We start from the raw sequence: 16,844 nt of genomic DNA, 5'->3' as shown, positions 1-16,844 counted from the left end.
CTTTTAAATCTTCATTCAAATATAGCGAAATTTCACGTTTACCAACGCATATTTAGTTTTAAATTAAAGGTACGCATCGTCATTCTGTTTGGAATGGCATACATGGTTTTTGTATAAACGTCGCGAACCCACGTATTTGTAATGGCATTTTCATTGTTAAACAGGTTGTAAATTTCAAAACCAACGGCAACTTCTTCAAACGGTTTTAGCCATTTTTTTTCTGACTTAAACGTTTGATCCTTAAAAATGTAAGAGAAACCAGCATCGGTTCTCATGTAATTTTTCAGTCGTAACTGATAATCATACGGATCAACATACGATGGCGAACCACCCGGTAACGGCGTATTGTAAACCTGATTCAAGTACAATTTTAAATTAGGAATTGTAGGCATGTAATCTTGAAACATCAATCCTAATTTTAAACGCTGATCGGTTGGTCGGGCAATAAATCCTTTGTTATTATAATTTTCTTCGGTTTTTAAATATCCTACAGAAAACCACGATTCAATTCCCGGAACAATTTCTCCGTTCACACGCAAATCCGCACCATAAACATACGCTTCGGCATTATTATCGGCTCTGTATCTTATTCGAACATTCTCCAACGTATAGGTATTTACGTTTGATAAATCTTTATAATACAATTCGGTAAACAACTTAAACGGCGTGTTTTTTATTTTGAAACTGTAATCATTCGATAAAACGATATGTATTGATTGCTGTGCTTTTACATCGGGATTGATCGATCCGTCCATGGCACGTAATTCACGATAACTTGGCGGCTGATGATACAAACCACCCGACAAACGGAAAACCATATCGGTATTTTCCCAATTGGGTTTTATGGCAAATTGCGCTCGCGGACTGATTGTAAATTGTGCGTTCGATGTTTCGTATCCTTCTGCATCAACATTCCAATAATGTGCTCTGGCTCCGATATTTACAAACGTTTCATGCTCACCGATTGATCCACGTCTGCTCCACTGTGCAAATCCGTTTAAACGATTAATCTTTACAAAATTGGTTGCACGAACATTCTGATAAGGCAATAATTCGCCCTGATAAGGTTCGTAAGGCTGATTGTTTGGTGTTGAAAAATACGGATGCGCCAAGGAAAATCCTGCTGAATCTACCACTTCCCATTCAACCAAACGGTCGCGAATATCTTCGGAAACGTAACGTACGCCCCACTCTATTTCGTTTTCATCTAATTTATGCTGACCTTTAACTTCGGTACTAACAATTAAGGCATCGTAATTATTTCTACCGTGATTTAACTGCGAACCCAAACCAACCGTATATTCAACTTCGCCTGCATTTCCGCCTAAATCGCCACTTACATTTCCTAAATTATACTGCCCCAAAATATCGTAATACTCTTCTTCTTTTGTATGATATGCCGATGCAATTACTTTATAACTATTTTCTAAATTAGGCTTAAAAATACCTTTAAATGCTCCAAAATAAGTTTGGTATTTATCTATTTCTGAACCTTCGTAATAAACCGACATTTCTTTTGAATCGCCAATGGTTCCGAATTTTGTGCGTTTAACTTGCGGCGTATATTCATACACATTAGATGATGCATTTAAAAGCAAACTCCACTCCCATTTTGCCGACGGTTGAAAAGTTATTAACGATTGTGCATCTAAATAACGTGGTTTATAATCTACTTCTACATCTTGCGAATTTACCAGCAACGCATTATTTCTGTATCTAAAACCGGTAATTGCTGTCCATTTTTCATCTTTCGAAGCTAAATCAACCGTAACACCACCACCTAAAATACTGGCATCTAATTGTCCGCCGAATTGTTTTGGTTTGCGATAGGTAATATCTAAAACAGACGACATTTTATCGCCGTATTTGGCTTGAAATCCACCTGACGAAAAATCGACTTTATCGGTCATTGAAGTGTTCGTAAAACTTAAACCCTCCTGCTGACCAGATCGAATTAAAAATGGTCGATACACTTCTATTTCGTTAACATAAATAAGGTTTTCATCGTAATTTCCGCCACGAACGGCATATTGGGTTGAAAGTTCATTATTTGAATAAACTCCTGGAAGTGTTTTCAAAATATTTTCTACACCAGCATTTGCCCCAGGAATTCTACTTATAACATCGGGTGAAATAATGGTTGTTCCTTCAAAACGCTGTTGTAAATTTTTATCGATAACCAATACTTCCAGTTCTTCTGAATGATCACTTAAGCGGATATTCAGTTCAAATGACTGATTTTTTTCCAATGATTCTGTGTAAATAACCGTTTGGTAAGCATCGGCTTGAAATTTTATGGTAACTTGATCTGACGGAGACACTTCTAAAAAATAAAATCCGTTAGCATTTGTATAAACCTGCCTGTCTTGTGCCTGTACCAACACATTTTGTACGGGAGAATCTTGTTCGTTTAACACAACACCCTTAATTTGAGCCGTTTGCGCGAACCCAAATGCAGAGATTATAGAAGCCGAAAAAACATATATGCTTTTGTTCAAAATATTTTATTTAGTTAACAACTATAGTTTGTTCAAATGTAGTATTATTTCCAACACGGTCGGTAACTTCTAATCGTAAAGTATTGCTACCGGCTGTAAATTTTTTATCGCTTAATTTATGAATTAATTTCTTTGTTTTGTAATCGTAATCAAATAAAATCCACTCGTTATTTAAAAATCCGCTGTAGGTATCAATTCCCGAAAGTTTGTCTTCAATTTCAAAAACCAAAACATCGTCTGCCGTAAATTCACTTTGACTGCTTGTAAAACTAACAATCGGATCTTCTGTATCTTGTACCAATTTATATGTTCCGAGTTCTTTTGTACGAATTCTGAAATCGTTATCGCGTTTCCAAGTATCAAAAAATTTGATTTTTTTGCCATCGGTTTTTCCTATAAACGTTTTGTCTTTGTTAGGATAATCATCTGGAACAATTATTTTTATGCTGATATTTTTCTGAACCGGATATTCGTCTTTATGCAAAACAAGTGTATTATCGGCAAAATCCATTTTTAAATAAACATCTTCAAAAAAAGTGCGCGCATCCCATTCAACCGAAAAATTTTTTTCTTCAAACGCATAATCTTTTAAATAATCAATGTATTTGCCCGCTGGTTTTGGTTTTTCTACGGTTTGATAATCGTAATATTTAATAGGAATTTGAATGGTTTGTTTATTATCATGCGCATCAAAAACTTCAATTTTAAAATTGAAATCTGCATCGTTCTTAACATTTATTTGTCCGTTGTTCTTTTTTGTTTTGATTAAACTCAACGGTAAATCGTTAATAATAAACAGTTTTTGAATTCGGTTTTCTGTCAGCTGATAATATTTGTAATCGATATACTGATTCAGGTATTTAGATTCATCGAACGAAAATTCATCAAAAATCACTTCAAAATACTTCGATCCGTTCAAATAAGTTACAATTTTATAGATTCCGTTTTTACCGCGACTACCGTTTTGTGTGTCGTGCGTGTTAATTCCGAAACCAATTGTTCCTTTTGCCTGAATTGTTTCACTTACATACGTATTATTTGCCTTGTTTAAAGCTACTTCGAAAAACGAATTTTCGTTATTAATTATTGTTTCATCTGTTAATGGATACACATAAATGCCGTTAATAATTGCCTGTTCGGTATCGGTAATTTTATCTTTCAAAGAAACGGCAATAGGGTTTAAAATGTGTTCGGTTTTGGTATCGCGAATTTCATAATGAAGATGCGGTCCGCCAGATCCACCGGTATTACCGATATATCCAATTATGTCTCCTTTTTTAACAGGAAGTTCGTTTGCAAGCGGAAATAATTCCATTTCGAACTTTTTATTTTCGTAATGTTTCTCATTTACATACGCAGTAATTTTATCGTTGTAAGTACTTAAATGTCCGTAAACAGTCGTGTAGCCGTTTGTATGTTTAACGTAAAGTGCTTTTCCGTAACCAAAACTGCTCACTTTCAATCGATTTACAACGCCATCGGCAGGTGCGTAAATAGGATCGCCAATTTTATAATTTGCAGTAAAATCTACTCCGGCATGAAAATGATTCGGACGCAGTTCTCCAAAACTACCCGCAACCAACAATGGAATTTTAATAGGAACATCGAACTCCGGAATATTTTTCTGCTGTGCAAAGCAATTTAAACCAATCAACAACAAACAAATTAATCTGTAAATCATACTTAATTTTTTAATAAAGAAGAAGATAACAAAATTTTAATTATCTAATTTAAAAATACAGAATTAAATTAAAACAAATAAAGCGCGGATATTTCATTTTTTTTTTTTATTTTCGATGAAAGAATAGTAAATTTGTATAATTATTTAAGTGCTGAATAATGGAAAAACTAAGTGATATCACTTTATCGATTGAAACGAAGTTGAATAAATTGATACAGCATTTGGAAAAAGTTGTTAAAGAAAACGAACAATTAAGAAACGAGCTTTTACAACACCAAACACAGCAAACCAATTTGCAGCAAAAACATATTGAATTACAAAAACAGTATGATAATTTAAAAATTGCAAACGGGTTATTGGGCAGTGAAGATTTTAAAAAAGAAACAAAACTAAAGATAAATTCATTAGTTCGGGAAATAGATCATTGCATATCACAATTAACAAAAATAGATTAATTGTTTATGGAAAAATTAAAGATAAAAGTTTCTATTGCAGACAGAGTGTATCCGTTAACCGTTAATCCGGATCAAGAAGAAGGAATACGCGCCGCAGTAAAAAAAATAGAAACGATGACCTTACAGCTCGAAGAAAATTTTGAAATGCGCGACAAGCAAGATGTATTAGCATTTTGTGCTTTACAGTTTGCATCGCAAGTAGAACAAAACAGAATACAAAACGAAGAAGGTTTAGATAATTCTAAAGAAAAACTAATTGAATTTAACAACGGTTTAGATCAAATTTTATTAAAATATCATATAAAATAACAGCTTTAATTTTAAGGCTGAAAAATACTGCTCACATTAGCTTCTGTTTGATAAACTCAACACTAACAAATTAAAATGGGTGAACCATTGCCACTAAAGCAAGCCATCTAGAATGGATCCTTGAACGGCAAGATAACTCAAAACTTGTTTTCCAGAGTTTATGCAACTCTTCTAATGTGGGCTTTTTTTATTAACTATTTACACACGAATGGAAACAGCAATATTTATTATTTGCGCAATTATAGTGGGTGCCGGAATTGGTTTTGCAATTGCAAAATACCTTGAAAAAAACAACGCATCATCTATACTTAAAAATGCAAACAGCGAGGCCAAGGTAATTTTAAAAGACGCACGCGCAGAAGGAGAAACTCTTAAAAAAGATAAAATTCTTCAGGCAAAAGAAAAGTTTATTGAACTAAAAGCAGAACATGAGCAGGTTATTTTATCGCGAGATAAAAAAATGGCAGAATCTGAAAAAAGAACCCGCGATAAAGAATCTCAGATTTCTAATGAATTAAACCGCGCTAAAAAAGCTGCCGAGGAAAGTGAAAAAACTATTAAAGATTATGAATTAAAATTAGAATCTTTAGAGAAAAAGCAAGAAGAAACAGATAAATTGCACCGTGTTCAGGTTGAAAAACTAGAACAAATTGCTGGTTTAACTGCAGAAGAAGCCAAACTACAATTAGTTGAGAACTTAAAAGCCGAAGCTAAAACACATGCAATGGCTTACATTCAAGATACTGTTGAAGAAGCTAAAATGACGGCTCAACAAGAAGCTCGTAAAATTATCATCAACACCATTCAACGTGTAGGAACAGAAGAAGCTATTGAAAACTGTGTATCTGTTTTTAATATTGAATCAGACGATGTAAAAGGACGTATAATTGGTCGTGAAGGTCGTAATATTCGTGCGTTAGAAGCTGCAACGGGTGTAGAAATTATTGTCGATGACACTCCTGAAGCTATTATCCTTTCATGTTTTGATCCTGTAAGACGTGAAATTGCCCGTTTATCGTTACACCGTTTAGTAACAGACGGACGTATTCACCCAGCAAGAATTGAAGAAGTTGTTGCCAAAACAGCCAAACAAATCGACGAAGAAATTGTTGAAACAGGTAAACGTACTGTTATTGATTTAGGAATTCACGGTTTACACCCTGAATTAATCAAAATGGTTGGTCGTATGAAATACCGTTCTTCTTACGGTCAAAATTTATTACACCATTCACGTGAGGTAGCTAGACTTTGTGGTATAATGGCCGCAGAACTAGGATTAAACGTAAAATTAGCAAAACGCGCAGGTTTATTACACGATATTGGTAAAGTGCCAGATACAGAAAGTGATTTACCACATGCATTATTAGGTATGCAGTTGGCAGAAAAACATGGTGAGAAACCAGAAGTTTGTAACGCCATTGGTGCTCACCACGATGAAATTGAAATGAATTCATTAATATCACCAATCATTCAGGTTTGTGATGCTATTTCAGGAGCAAGACCAGGTGCACGCAGACAAGTTTTAGACTCATACATTCAACGTTTAAAAGATTTAGAAGATATTGCTTACGGTTTTGGCGGTGTTAAAAATGCGTATGCAATCCAAGCTGGTAGAGAATTACGTGTTATTGTAGATTGCGAAAAAGTTTCAGATGAATTAGCATCTAACTTATCGTTCCAGATATCACAGAAAATTCAAACCGAAATGACTTATCCAGGTCAGGTTAAAATTACCGTTATCAGAGAAACAAGAGCTGTTAATATAGCTAAATAATATAATCGTGATTACAACAAAAAAACAGAGCTTAATGCTCTGTTTTTTTATTCTTCTTCCTCTAAAGATTCTTCATCTGAAAACCAATAACTATCTAACATGGTTTTATCTACAAAGAACTCCAATCGTTCGGTTTCTTGTTCTGATATGTATAAACGCTGTGTTTTCCCGATACTTTCAGATAAACGGTGTAAACGAGTATCATGACGTAAACGCAACAGTTCATCGGTATCGTTAATTACCAGCATTTTTAGTTGATTTACATCAAAGCCGGCATTACCAAACATATAGCTTAATCGTTCTGGCGTTCCAATCAACACATCGATTCCTAAAGAAATCTGGTTTTTGTCTTCATCCAAATCGGTTTTATCGTGCGTCATAAAAATTCGCAAATCGGTATATTTTGCCAATTCTTTAAACACGGTTTCCATTAATAAAGCTTCAGGTTTGTCTTCGACAATTACTAACGCGCGCGGAGATAACATAAAGGCTTTTTCTAACCGCTGAATTACCGAAATTGCAATTGCTTCTTTCTGTTCTTTTTTATCCTCAATAATCAACACTACATCGTTACCCGATTTTATGGTTCCAAAACCTTCTTTTATAACATTTGGAGCTTCGATTAAACCATTTTCAATTAACGCTTGCTGTAATTTTGGATTTATCTTTTTTAAATTCATTTTGTTTATTTTGATGCAAATAATTCTACGTCGGATTTTGAAATTTCTTTTCCACCTAAAATTATCAGGCGTTCTACCACATTTCGCAATTCACGAATATTTCCTGTCCAATCATACGCTTTTAAAAGATTTATGGCATCGGCAGAAAATGATTTTTGTGCACTTCCGTTTTCTTCGCCAATTTTCTTTGTAAAATGTTCAATCAACAATGGAATATCATCTCTACGATCGTTCAAAGCCGGAACTTTTATCAAAATAACAGCCAAACGATGGTACAAATCTTCTCGGAACCTGCCTTCTTCGATTTCCTTACGCAAATCTTTATTTGTAGCCGCAATTACACGGACATCAACTTTAATATCCTTATCGGCTCCTACCCTAGTAATCATACTTTCTTGTAATGCACGTAAAACTTTTGCCTGTGCAGCCAAACTCATATCACCAATTTCATCTAAAAAGATCGTTCCTTTATCGGCAGCTTCAAACTTACCTGCGCGATCTTTAACAGCCGATGTAAACGCACCTTTTACGTGACCGAACAATTCACTTTCGATTAATTCTGACGGAATTGCCGCACAGTTTACTTCGATCAAAGGAAATTGTGCTCGATTACTTTTTTCATGAAGATTATGAGCAACCAACTCCTTACCCGTTCCATTTGGACCTGTAATCAACACGCGTGCATCGGTTTCGGCAACCTTATCAACCATATCCTTAATTTGCTGAATAGGGTCGCTTTCGCCAATCATTTGGTAATGTTTACTTACCTTCTTTTTTAAACGCTTGTTTTCTACAACCAGCAATTTATTGTCTAAAGCATTGCGAACCGTTGTCAACAATCGGTTTAAATCTGGTGGTTTCGATATATAATCAAAAGCTCCCAAACGCATGGTATTAACAGCTGTTTCTAAATCGCCATGACCAGAAATCATAATAAAAGGCGTTTCCGGTTTGATCTTTTTTGCTTCTTGCAATACTTCTTCGCCGTCTTTTTTAGGCATTTTAATATCGCAAATAACTAAATCGAAATCATCGTTTTTTATTTTTTCTAAACCTTCTTCTCCATCGGCAGCTTCAAAAACAACATACTGATCGTTTTCTTCAGCCAATATTTTAGATAATACCCTGCGGATTGAAGCTTCGTCTTCTATAATTAAAATTTTAGCCATACTTAATATTTAAGCCATTTTATAAGTTCTTTCCAAGTTGGTTTTTTGCCGTACATTAAAATACCTACACGGTAAATTTTTGCTGCTACCCAAACAATAGCTATAAAGGTAGCAAATAAAAGTGCAATTGAAAGTGCAATTTCGTAAAACGGTACGCCAAACGGAATGCGCATTAACATTACAATTGGCGATGTAAACGGAATCATTGAAAAAATAGTTGCTACGGTTCCATGCGGTTCGTTCATTACTGTGAAAAAACCAATGTAAACGCCCAACATTAACGGCATAATTACCGGAAACATAAATTGTTGTGTATCGGTTTCATTATCTACTGCTGCTCCAATTGCAGCGTACAATGAACTGTATAAAAAGTATCCGCCAATGAAATAAATCAAAAAATAAACTGCCATACTTAAAAGCGGAAGTTTTTTAATTTCCATAAATATGATAGTTACATTTGATAACAGTTGGTTATATTCTGGTGCTTTAGAAATCATTTCAGTTGTTGGACTTGATGTATTCAAACCTAAAAGAAGATTTGCTACAACGAGTAAAATTACACCAACAATAGCCCATATTACAAACTGCAAAATACCTGCTAAAGTAGTTCCGATGATTTTACCCATCATCAGCTGGATTGGTTTGATGGATGAAATGATAATTTCTATGATTCGACTTGTTTTTTCTTCGATTACACTGCGCATTACCATGTTTCCGTAAATAATAATGAACATCATTATTAAATATCCAAAAATAGCACCCACCCCTATTTTAATTTCATTAACACCTTTAACTGTTTCTTCGCCCGATGCTTTTGTAAGATGCATGGTAACATCAATCTGAGATTTATCTAGCAAAACAGTATCAATACCTTGATTATTTAAGTTTTTACGCAATAATTTTTCTGAAAGCTTTGATTCTGTATCAGCAATAAATCCTAAACTTGGACTGTCTTCTGACACATATTCTATCGCTTTTTCATAATCTTTTAAATTATCTTTTTTCGGAATAAACAGAACGCCTTCATAATTCGCCTGCGAAACGCTATCCTTCAATAATTTTGGATCAATTTTAGAAACATCGTGGTATTTGTAGCTTTCGGAATTTTTAAATTCATTGACAAACATTCCGCTTTCGTCGTGAATACCAATATGCTTTACTTCCGTTTTCATGGAACTTAAATAGCCGATCAACGCCGCAACTGCCACAAAAATAATCGGACTAACAAAGGTCATCACGATAAATGATTTATTTCGAACTTTAGAAATAAATTCTCTTTTTATAATTAAAGATAAAACGCCCATTAGTTATTGGTTACAGTTTGAATAAAAATGTCGTTGATGCTCGGGATTTTTTCAGAAAAGTGCGTTACTTGCCCAAACGGAAGTACATCATTCAACAATTCGTTGGCTGATCTGTCGTTTAATTTCACAGACAATTTTAGTTCATTATCTAACGATTTAAAAAAAGTATCTTCGATTTGATATTTTGCCTTTAAGAAATCTTTCAATTGATTTGGATTTAAAGCATTTATTCCTAAATCGAAGGTATTTGAACGAAATTGTTTTTTAATATCTACCAAAGATCCGTCTAACAATTTATCAGATTTATGAATTAAAGCAATTTCATCGCACATTTCTTCAACGCTTTCCATACGGTGTGTTGAAAAAATAATGGTGCTTCCTTTTTGCTTCAATTCTAAAATTTCGTCTTTTATGATGTTTGCATTAACAGGATCGAAACCTGAAAAAGGCTCATCGAAAATCAATAATTTAGGCTGATGCAGAACGGTTACCACAAACTGAATTTTTTGCGCCATTCCTTTTGATAATTCCTGAATTTTTTTGTTCCACCAATCGCCGATTTCCAATTTATCAAACCAATATTTCAATTGTTTTTTGGCTTCGTCTTTAGAAATCCCTTTCAGTTGAGCAAGATACAATGCCTGCTCGCCTACTTTCATACTTTTGTACAAACCGCGTTCTTCGGGCATGTAGCCGATATGCTTTACATGATGAGGACTTAATTTTTCGCCATCGAGCAAAATTTCGCCACTATCGGGAAAAGTAATCTGGTTGATAATACGGATTAATGAAGTTTTACCGGCTCCGTTTGGTCCTAAAAGACCAAAAACACTGCCCTGCGGTATGTCTAAAGATATGTTGTTTAAAGCGGTTTTGTCGCCATACTTTTTTACAACATTATTTACCTGTAATATTGGTTTCATAGTTTTAAACTAAATAAAATAGTTACAAAGATACAAAGTAGTTAAAAAAAACCCATCCTTGTTTTTACAAACAAGGATGGGAAAAATTGCTATGAAAAAGAAAATCCACCGTTTTATAAGTGTAATACAAACTTACAAAGTTTTTTTGTATTACGAAAACATTTCTTTTACTTTTTCAAAAAAACTTTTATCTCCTTTTTGAGGATGTGGTATAAAATTCTCGTCTTCCTTCATTTTTTCGAAGAAATCTTTTTGTTCTTTTGATAATTTTTTAGGCGTCCAAACGTTGATATGGATTAGGAAATCGCCATTTCCGTAACCATTTAAACTTGGTAAACCTTTACCTTTTAAGCGTAAAATTTTTCCGGATTGAATTCCTTCTTCAATTTTAATTCGAACTTTACCATTAACGGTATCAACTTCTTTAGATCCGCCTAAAGCAGCATCGGCAATATTCAAATATAAATCATAATGAATATTTTCGCCTTCGCGTTTTAAAAATTCGTGTTCTATTTCTTCGATCACCACAATTAAATCTCCAGGAATACTGTTTGCACCAGGTGCATCGTTTCCTTTACCAGAAACTTTCAACTGAATACCGTCTGAAACTCCTGCCGGAATTTTGATTGAAACGGTTTCTTCTGAAGTGATCATTCCTTCTGCATCTGCTCCTTGTGGTTTGTGATCTAAAATTTGCCCTGAACCCTGACAGGTAGGGCAAGGTGAAGAAGTTTGCATACGTCCTAAAATGGTATTTTGCACGCGCATTACCTGTCCCGAACCGTTACAAGTATTACAGGTTTTGTAAGTTACCCCACTCGCCTGCATTTTACGCTTAACTTTTACCTTTTTTTCTACGCCGTTAGCAATGTCTTCTAAAGTAAGTTTTACTTTAATACGCAGGCTAGAACCTTTTACACGACGTGGACCGCCACTGCCACCAAAACCGCCGAAGCCACCAAAACCACCACCGAAGATATCGCCAAACTGACTGAAAATATCTTCCATGTTGTTAAAGCCGCCACCGCCGCCAAAACCGCCACCACTTTCAAATGCAGCGTGACCGTACTGATCGTAACGTGCTTTTTTATCGGCATCGCTTAAAACTTCGTAAGCTTCTGCAGCCAACTTAAATTTTTCTTCGGCTTCTTTATCCCCCGGATTTTTATCAGGGTGAAACTCAATAGCTTTCTTGCGGTATGCTTTCTTAATTGCACCGGCATCGGCACTTTTATCTATACCTAATATTTCGTAATAATCTTTCTTCATTTTGGTTTCTTATTGACCGATAACAACTTTTGGGAAACGAATAATTTTGTCGCCTAGCTTATATCCATTTTCTACAACATCAAAAACTTTTCCTTTAAACTCGTCGCCAGCTGGAATTTGCGTTATAGCTTCGGCAATATCTGCATTAAATACATCGCCTTTTTTAATTTCTACCAAAGCTAAACCTTTTGCCGACAAATTGTCACGCAATTTAGTTGATATTAAATTAAAACCTGTCAGATGTTCGCTTTCTCCCAATGTTTCCATTTGCGAAATTGCTCTGTCAAAATCATCTAAAACCGGCAAAACGCTTTTCATAACATCTTCATTTGCAGTAGCAAATAATTCAATACGCTCGCGTGCAGTTCTTTTTCTAAAGTTTTCAAACTCAGCAAACAATCTTAAGAACTTGTCTTTTTCATTCGCCAATTGCTCTTCTAACTGCTCTTTTTCCGTTAAATGATCTGCTGTTTCTATACTTTGATTATCTATTTCGTGTTCAGCATTTTGCTGTATGTTTTTATCTTTTAATTCTTCGTTTTCCATTTTTATCCATGTTTAACTAATCACTATTAAACAAAAGTAAAGCCATTCTTATATTTTAGACAAATTGGCAGTATAAGATAGAATTAATCTATATTAAGAAATTTCGCTGTTATGCATTTTTCGTTTTTTGATATTAGATTTTAAATATATTTGCATAAATAAATTATTTTTAATTATGAAAAAAAATGTATTTGCATTAGTTGCTTTGGCAGCTTTATCATTAACTGCATGTAAAAAAGAAAACACAACTGCTGAAACCGATACAGTTGGAACTACTACACAAACAGCTGATGCTGTAACATATAACGCAAATGTTGCTGAATCTAAAATTGACTGGGTTGGTGGTAAAGTTTCTGGTGACCAACATACTGGAACGATCGCTTTAAAAGACGGTCAGGTTTTTGTAACAAACAAGGCTGTAACTGGTGGTAAATTTACAATTGATATGAATTCTATTGTTGTTACCGATATTACTGATGCTGAAATGAAAACTGGTTTAGAAGGACATTTAAAAGGTGCTACTGCTGAAAATGCTGACCATTTCTTTAATGTATCTAAATTCCCAACCGCTTCTTTTGAAATCACTAAAGTTACTGAAGAAAACGGGAAACAAATGGTTGAAGGTAATTTAACTATTAAAGAAGCAACTCACGGAATTAAATTCCCAGCGACTGTTACTGTTACTGATGCTGACGTTACTGTAGCTTCTGACGAATTTGAAATTGACAGAACTAAATGGGCTGTTAACTACAACTCTGGATCTGTTGTTAAAGATTTAGCTGGTGATAAAGTTATTAACGATAACATTAAATTGAAAATTTCTGTTAAAGCAACAAAATAATCAATTACAAAATAGCTTAAATAAAATCCCGAAAGTTACTTTCGGGATTTTTTTATGATTTATCGAAAAGAATTATTGTTCTTTTAAAACTTCTTTAATTCGTTTAAATGCTTCAATTAGAATAGTTTCGCTGGTAGCATAAGATAAACGGATACAGTTTGGGTTACCAAAAGCATCGCCCGTTACAGTTGCAACGTTAGCATATTCTAACAAATACAATGCTAAATCATCGGCATTATTGATTAAAACTCCGTTTAACGTTTTACCAAAATAGTACGAAACATCAGGAAAAACATAAAAAGCACCTTCTGGTACATTTACTTCTAAACCTTTAATATCATTCACTAAATGTAAAACCAAATCTCTGCGTTTGTGGAATGCTTCAACCATATAACCAATTTCTGAAGGAGCTGCCTCTAAAGCTGCAATTGTTGCACGTTGCGCGATAGAATTTGCACCACTTGTAACCTGACCTTGTAATTTAGTACATGCTTTTGCAATAAATTCGGGAGCACCAATGTATCCAATTCTCCAACCTGTCATAGCAAAAGCTTTCGCAACGCCGTTTACTGTAATTGTTCTTTCAAACATTCCCGGAATTGATCCTATGCTGCAAAAACTTCCCGAAAAATTAATGTGTTCATAAATTTCATCAGAAACCACATAAATATCTTCACGATTCTTTAAAACATCTGCCAAAGCTGTTAGTTCTTCTCTGTTATAAACCGATCCCGAAGGATTACAAGGCGAACTAAACCACATCATTTTTGTTTTTGGTGTGATTGCCTGCTGAAGTTGGTATGGTGTAATTTTAAAATCAGACGCTACTGATGTTGGCACAACAACTGGAATTCCGCCAGCCATTTTTATAATTTCGTAATAACTAACCCAGTAAGGCGCCGGAAGAATAACCTCGTCTCCCTCGTTAATCATTGCTTGTGCAATATTGTATAAAGATTGCTTTGCACCGGTAGAAACCACAATATTTGCAGGCTGATAATTTAAACCGTTATCGCGTTGAAATTTTGTTACAATTGCCTGTTTCAGTTCCAAATAACCATCGACTGGCGGATAATTGCTCCAGTTTTCATCGATTGCCGTTTTAGCAGCCTCTTTAATAAAATCGGGCGTGTTAAAATCGGGTTCACCTAAACTTAAACTAATAATATCTTTACCTAAAGCAGTTAATTCGCGTGCTTTTGCAGCCATTGCCAAGGTTTGCGAAACAGATAAACTATTAATTCTATCTGACAAATGTTGTGCGCTCATTTATTTGTAATTTATGCAACCAAAGGTAACGATATTGCAACGTAAAATAAAACAACCTTTGGGCTTTTTTAACATAGAAAATGTATAATTTTTATTTGTAGCGAAATTTTATTTTTTGATGAATTTCAACACCGTAGAACTTCCGTTTGATTTTATAAAATACATTCCTCCTGATAGATTTTCGATTGAAACAGTAATGCTTGACTGATTATTTACAGCAACCGTTTTTACCAACTGCCCCAACGTATTGTAAATATAAAGCTTGTTGTTCTGGGCATCAAATCGCGATGTATCAATACCTATAACAACTTCGGTATCAGTTACATTCGATGATTGAAACCACATTAAAGCTTTTTCTTTTGTAAACGATGTTGTCGCTAAAGGTTCATTTATCTGAAACTGCATCACAACCGGCAAATGATCGCTCATATTATACAGATTATTGCGCAACGTTAAAGAGTAAGTTCCTGTACAAGTTGCATCGTTCACACTTTTATTCAAGCAGTTTGCATTGTTTCCATAAGCACTGTAACTTCCGTTCACATACGAAAAACGAGAACTTGTATTGAAATTTTCGCTCATCATAATAAAATCAAAACGATCATCTAAACCACCCGAAGCTCCCGCGTTTGCACCACCACCAAAACCGGTGCTTGACAAACGTGTACTTTGCGTATGCAAATAACTGAACGATGCATTGTCTTGCCAGCTTCCCGGCGCATTTATAGGATCAATCAATTTAATGGCATTTGTAGGATCTAATATTTTCTGATAACCATCTTCATTGGAATTATAAAAATTAAAATCACCCGCAAAAAGCACATAGGTATTAGGTTGCGTTAAATTTTGTAATTGCTGTGTAACTGCTTCAACCATATCAAAACGCATCTGTCTGTTTGCTGGTCCGGTGCTGGATTTTAAATGCGCCACAAAAACTTCCAGATTAATAGGATCGTTCGCATTTACATTCAACTGAAAAGAATATTGGTTGATGTCGCGATAAACCGTTGGTAAAGTCTGCTGACCGACTAAAGTAAGTTTGCGTTGGTTGTAAAAAACCATTGTTTGCAAAGGATCTGCCGTGTCTGTAAGATCGGCTACGAAAACAGCACGCGCGTACGGATCAACCTGATTTTGCAACGATGTATTTAGAATTAAATTGGCTCCATTTTCTGTTGCCAACTCGCAAATCATAAACAAATCGGGTTTGTAATCGTCTAAAATATCGCCTAGAATCAACTGTCGATTCTGTGGAAGCGAATTAGGAAATTTAAACACGTTGTAAAACATGGCATTCAAAGTTTCTTGCGAATACGCACAAACCGAAAGCCATAAAAAGAGCCCAGTAATTATTTTTTTCATATCGACATATTTTTGAAACAAAGAAATAAATTTAATGTAACCTAAATGTTATTTCGAAAATAAGTTCTTTAAAACTAAATATACTTCTTTTTATGCTGATAAAGATGTATTTTTGGCAAAAATTAAGTCATGGAAGAAATTTTAGTACAGTTCCCGAATTTAACCGAGTTACAGATCAATCAGTTTACGCAGTTGTATGATTTATATCAGGATTGGAATGCTAAAATTAACGTGATTTCGCGAAAAGACATCGACGAATTATACACCAAACACATTTTACATTCGTTGGGAATTGCAAAAATTATGGAATTTAAACCGAATGCCGATGTGATGGATGTTGGCACAGGTGGTGGTTTTCCAGCTATTCCGTTGGCTATTTTGTTTCCCGAAACTAATTTTTATGCGATTGATGTGATTGCTAAAAAAATAAAAGTGGTAAACGAAGTTGCAACTGCCTTACAATTGAAAAATATAAAAGCCGAACAAAAAAGAGCCGAACTAGTTAGCAATAAATTCGATTTTATTGTAAGTCGCGCCGTAACCAATATGCCCGATTTTGTTACTTGGGTAAAAGGAAAAACAAAGAAACAATCGGTTCACGATTTAGAAAACGGAATTCTGTATTTAAAAGGTGGCGATTTATCTGAAGAATTAAAAGATTTCCCAAAAGCAACCTTATATAATTTAATCGACTTTTTTGCCGATGAGTTTTTCGAAACTAAAAAAGTAGTGTATTTACCGTTGAAGTTTAAAAATAGCTAAAC

General features: G+C 34.6%; 15 protein-coding genes and 1 other RNA gene. 6 read left to right on the top strand and 10 right to left on the bottom strand.

Going from position 1 to position 16,844, the window contains the following annotated elements:
• Positions 1-38 precede the first annotated feature (38 nt).
• Together F0460_RS09160 and F0460_RS09155 are read right to left on the bottom strand one after the other, a co-directional pair.
• Complete coding sequence (locus F0460_RS09160) at positions 39-2,498, bottom strand: TonB-dependent receptor (RefSeq protein WP_223810794.1); 2,460 nt, start codon at positions 2,496-2,498, stop codon at positions 39-41.
• A 10-nt stretch (positions 2,499-2,508) separates the two neighbouring features.
• Positions 2,509-4,179 carry a M23 family metallopeptidase gene (locus F0460_RS09155; RefSeq protein ID WP_150012460.1) on the bottom strand — a complete coding sequence of 557 codons (1,671 nt, stop codon included), beginning with the start codon at positions 4,177-4,179 and terminating at the stop codon, positions 2,509-2,511.
• A 158-nt stretch (positions 4,180-4,337) separates the two neighbouring features.
• Between F0460_RS09155 and F0460_RS09150 the strand changes: the two genes are divergently transcribed.
• From F0460_RS09150 to rny, 4 genes are all read left to right on the top strand, one after another.
• The gene (locus tag F0460_RS09150; RefSeq protein ID WP_150012458.1) at positions 4,338-4,634 is read left to right on the top strand and encodes a hypothetical protein; all 297 of its coding nucleotides are present in this window, start codon (positions 4,338-4,340) and stop codon (positions 4,632-4,634) included.
• 6 nt (positions 4,635-4,640) lie between these two features.
• On the top strand, positions 4,641-4,943 hold the full coding sequence (locus F0460_RS09145; RefSeq protein WP_150012456.1) for a cell division protein ZapA: 303 nt from the start codon (positions 4,641-4,643) through the stop codon (positions 4,941-4,943).
• 54 nt (positions 4,944-4,997) lie between these two features.
• A non-coding RNA gene (ssrS, locus tag F0460_RS09140) (6S RNA) lies at positions 4,998-5,103 on the top strand.
• A 48-nt stretch (positions 5,104-5,151) separates the two neighbouring features.
• Positions 5,152-6,717 carry a ribonuclease Y gene (gene rny, locus F0460_RS09135; protein ID WP_150012454.1) on the top strand — a complete coding sequence of 522 codons (1,566 nt, stop codon included), beginning with the start codon at positions 5,152-5,154 and terminating at the stop codon, positions 6,715-6,717.
• 47 nt (positions 6,718-6,764) lie between these two features.
• Here rny and F0460_RS09130 read toward each other — a convergent pair whose 3' ends face one another.
• The 6 genes from F0460_RS09130 to F0460_RS09105 all read right to left on the bottom strand — a co-directional run bounded on the left by F0460_RS09130 (position 6,765) and on the right by F0460_RS09105 (position 12,608).
• The gene (locus tag F0460_RS09130; protein ID WP_150012452.1) at positions 6,765-7,397 is read right to left on the bottom strand and encodes a DEAD/DEAH box helicase; all 633 of its coding nucleotides are present in this window, start codon (positions 7,395-7,397) and stop codon (positions 6,765-6,767) included.
• 5 nt (positions 7,398-7,402) lie between these two features.
• Positions 7,403-8,566 (bottom strand): sigma-54-dependent transcriptional regulator, encoded by a 1,164-nt coding sequence (locus F0460_RS09125; RefSeq protein WP_150012450.1) that lies wholly within the window; start codon positions 8,564-8,566, stop codon positions 7,403-7,405.
• A 2-nt stretch (positions 8,567-8,568) separates the two neighbouring features.
• Positions 8,569-9,870: an ABC transporter permease gene (locus tag F0460_RS09120; RefSeq protein ID WP_150012448.1), complete on the bottom strand. Its 1,302-nt coding sequence runs from the start codon at positions 9,868-9,870 to the stop codon at positions 8,569-8,571.
• Positions 9,870-10,793, bottom strand: a complete 924-nt coding sequence (locus F0460_RS09115) for an ABC transporter ATP-binding protein (RefSeq protein ID WP_150012446.1) — start codon at positions 10,791-10,793, stop codon at positions 9,870-9,872. The genes F0460_RS09120 and F0460_RS09115 overlap by 1 nt, the downstream gene beginning before the upstream one ends.
• Positions 10,794-10,943: 150 nt before the next feature.
• A complete protein-coding gene (dnaJ, locus tag F0460_RS09110; protein WP_150012444.1) occupies positions 10,944-12,062 on the bottom strand; it encodes a molecular chaperone DnaJ in 1,119 nt (372 codons plus the stop codon).
• A gap of 9 nt (positions 12,063-12,071) precedes the next feature.
• Complete coding sequence (locus F0460_RS09105) at positions 12,072-12,608, bottom strand: nucleotide exchange factor GrpE (protein ID WP_150012442.1); 537 nt, start codon at positions 12,606-12,608, stop codon at positions 12,072-12,074.
• 175 nt (positions 12,609-12,783) lie between these two features.
• On the opposite strand from F0460_RS09105, the gene F0460_RS09100 reads away from it, so the two are divergent.
• Positions 12,784-13,449, top strand: coding sequence for a YceI family protein (locus tag F0460_RS09100; protein ID WP_150012440.1), 666 nt, complete (start codon positions 12,784-12,786; stop codon positions 13,447-13,449).
• A gap of 72 nt (positions 13,450-13,521) precedes the next feature.
• On the opposite strand, the gene F0460_RS09095 is transcribed toward F0460_RS09100, so the two are convergent.
• The gene (locus tag F0460_RS09095) at positions 13,522-14,718 is read right to left on the bottom strand and encodes a pyridoxal phosphate-dependent aminotransferase (RefSeq protein ID WP_150012438.1); all 1,197 of its coding nucleotides are present in this window, start codon (positions 14,716-14,718) and stop codon (positions 13,522-13,524) included.
• 108 nt (positions 14,719-14,826) lie between these two features.
• Positions 14,827-16,080, bottom strand: coding sequence for a T9SS type A sorting domain-containing protein (locus tag F0460_RS09090; RefSeq protein ID WP_150012436.1), 1,254 nt, complete (start codon positions 16,078-16,080; stop codon positions 14,827-14,829).
• Between the two features lie 129 nt (positions 16,081-16,209).
• Between F0460_RS09090 and rsmG the strand changes: the two genes are divergently transcribed.
• Complete coding sequence (rsmG, locus tag F0460_RS09085; RefSeq protein WP_150012434.1) at positions 16,210-16,842, top strand: 16S rRNA (guanine(527)-N(7))-methyltransferase RsmG; 633 nt, start codon at positions 16,210-16,212, stop codon at positions 16,840-16,842.
• Positions 16,843-16,844: the final 2 nt, after the last annotated feature.

The organism is Paenimyroides baculatum (assembly GCF_008629655.1).
Taxonomy (GTDB): domain Bacteria; phylum Bacteroidota; class Bacteroidia; order Flavobacteriales; family Flavobacteriaceae; genus Flavobacterium; species Flavobacterium baculatum.
The sequence above is the reverse complement of the archived record's forward strand: the minus strand, read 5'-3'. Positions and strand labels throughout refer to the sequence as shown.

Bases quoted from the DNA above. Each gene is read 5' to 3' on its own strand.
- F0460_RS09115 (WP_150012446.1), bottom strand. From the start codon at position 10,793: ATGAAACCAATATTACAGGTAAATAATGTTGTAAAAAAGTATGGCGAC.
- F0460_RS09120 (WP_150012448.1), bottom strand. From the start codon at position 9,870: ATGGGCGTTTTATCTTTAATTATAAAAAGAGAATTTATTTCTAAAGTT.
- F0460_RS09125 (WP_150012450.1), bottom strand. From the start codon at position 8,566: ATGGCTAAAATTTTAATTATAGAAGACGAAGCTTCAATCCGCAGGGTA.
- F0460_RS09155 (WP_150012460.1), bottom strand. From the start codon at position 4,179: ATGATTTACAGATTAATTTGTTTGTTGTTGATTGGTTTAAATTGCTTT.
- F0460_RS09130 (WP_150012452.1), bottom strand. From the start codon at position 7,397: ATGAATTTAAAAAAGATAAATCCAAAATTACAGCAAGCGTTAATTGAA.
- F0460_RS09090 (WP_150012436.1), bottom strand. From the start codon at position 16,080: ATGAAAAAAATAATTACTGGGCTCTTTTTATGGCTTTCGGTTTGTGCG.
- rny (WP_150012454.1), top strand. From the start codon at position 5,152: ATGGAAACAGCAATATTTATTATTTGCGCAATTATAGTGGGTGCCGGA.
- dnaJ (WP_150012444.1), bottom strand. From the start codon at position 12,062: ATGAAGAAAGATTATTACGAAATATTAGGTATAGATAAAAGTGCCGAT.
- F0460_RS09145 (WP_150012456.1), top strand. From the start codon at position 4,641: ATGGAAAAATTAAAGATAAAAGTTTCTATTGCAGACAGAGTGTATCCG.
- F0460_RS09100 (WP_150012440.1), top strand. From the start codon at position 12,784: ATGAAAAAAAATGTATTTGCATTAGTTGCTTTGGCAGCTTTATCATTA.
- rsmG (WP_150012434.1), top strand. From the start codon at position 16,210: ATGGAAGAAATTTTAGTACAGTTCCCGAATTTAACCGAGTTACAGATC.
- F0460_RS09095 (WP_150012438.1), bottom strand. From the start codon at position 14,718: ATGAGCGCACAACATTTGTCAGATAGAATTAATAGTTTATCTGTTTCG.
- F0460_RS09150 (WP_150012458.1), top strand. From the start codon at position 4,338: ATGGAAAAACTAAGTGATATCACTTTATCGATTGAAACGAAGTTGAAT.
- F0460_RS09105 (WP_150012442.1), bottom strand. From the start codon at position 12,608: ATGGAAAACGAAGAATTAAAAGATAAAAACATACAGCAAAATGCTGAA.